The following is a 1,585-nucleotide window of genomic DNA, read 5'->3' as shown; positions in this document are numbered from 1 at the left end:
TCCCCCTGCTCGGTCACTTTGAGGTTGGGCAGTTGGGCCTCCGGCGGGCGGGCCATGATAGCACGGCCGGTCGGCCCACCCCCACGCCCGAGCGCGCCTCCCCTGCCGTGGAACACCACCAGCCGCACCCCCGCCTCGGCTGCCGTGCGCGCAAGGGCCGCCTGCGCCCCGTAAATCTGCCACGTCGCCGCGAGATAGCCGCCGTCCTTGTTGCTGTCCGAGTAGCCGACCATGACCTGCTGGCGGCGCTTGCGCGCTCGAAGCTGGGCCTTGTAGGGGCGGCTACCGTAGAGGCTGCGCATGATGTCGCCGCAGGTCTGTAGCTCGTGTATCTGCTCGAACAGGGGCACCACGTCGAGTTGGGACGACGCGGCCCCCCTGCCTCCCGGCCACAGGAACAGCCCCGCCTCCCGCGCCAGGAAGAGCACCGCCAGCACGTCGCTCGCGTGCCGGGTCATAGACACTATGCAGGTCCGGCAGGCACTCTCTCCCCCCAGTTGCTGTATGTCGGACATGGCCCTGAAGGTATCCAGCGCCTCGCGGGTGGGGGCGGAAAGCGCGCCGGGCAGGGGCGATATGGCCTCGCCCGCCAGCCTCTCCTCGAGCGCCGCCTTCCGCTCCTCGTAAGACATAGCTTTATAGCCCGACAAGCCCGTGAGGCCCAGCAGCTCGGCCACGGCCTCCGTATGCTTGTCCGCGTGCTGGCGGACCTCAAGCTCGGCCAGGTGGAAGCCGAATATCTCCACCCGCCGGGTGAGGTCTAGCAAGGGGCCGGACGCGACCCGCCCACCGCCGTGCGCCAGCAGGCTGCGCTTTACCTGCCGCAGGTCGGCCAGCAACTCGCCGGGGGTGTCGTACTCGCCCGGGCCGCCCTCTTCCGTGCGCCGCAGCCTCTCGCCTACCAGCCCCAGCTTGCGCCTGTAGGGTTCGTCGCTCCACCGGCCCACCGGCTGCATGCCCAGGCGCTCGCGGTCCCGCTCTATCGACCGCATCAACTCCGCGGATACGCCGCCCAGCCGCGCCGAAATGCTCAGGTCGCGGCCCAGCGCCGCTACGTCGTTGCGGTAGCGCCTCAGTATGGCCGCTCTCGACATGCGCGCCGCCGCGCGCGTGATCTCAGGCGTGACAGCGGGATTGCCGTCCCTGTCGCCGCCCACCCAAGTGCCTAACCTCAGCACGGGTGGTATGCTACCGTCGGGGGGGAGGGCGTCGGGGTAGGCCCCCGCTACGGCCGTTTCGAGCGCCCTCTGCACCCTGGGGGCCACGTCGTAGGCCGTGCCGGCGGCGAAGTAGAGCACGCTTCGCACCTCGTCCAGCACGGTGGGACGTTCGAGGCGGGTCTCAGCCGTCTGCCAGAGGAGGGTGATGCGGGTGCGCAAGTCGTCCAGCGTGGTAGCGGCCCCACCGGGTGCCTGGGGATTGCCCAGTTGGGCTATGGAGCTGGCTACGCGCTCGAGGTGCTGCAAGAGGGTGCGGCGGCGGGCCTCGGAGGGGTGCGCCGTGAACACCGGGTGCACGTCCAGCCGGGCTATGCTCTCCAGCACCTCTTTAGCATCCAGGCCGTGCGAGCGTAGCGTGGCTATGG

The 1,585-nt window shown here is 70.1% G+C and carries 1 protein-coding gene; it reads right to left on the bottom strand.

Annotated elements, in window-relative coordinates; translation table 11 throughout:
- The coding region (locus VF584_22280; GenBank protein HEX8212920.1) for a phosphoenolpyruvate carboxylase at positions 1–1,544 on the bottom strand (1,544 nt) is incomplete at its 3' end.
- Between the last annotated feature and the right edge of the window lie 41 nt (positions 1,545–1,585).

The sequence above is a fragment of the Longimicrobium sp. genome (assembly GCA_036389135.1).
Classification (GTDB): Bacteria; Gemmatimonadota; Gemmatimonadetes; order Longimicrobiales; family Longimicrobiaceae; genus Longimicrobium.
This window is presented reverse-complemented; position numbering and strand designations above follow the sequence as displayed.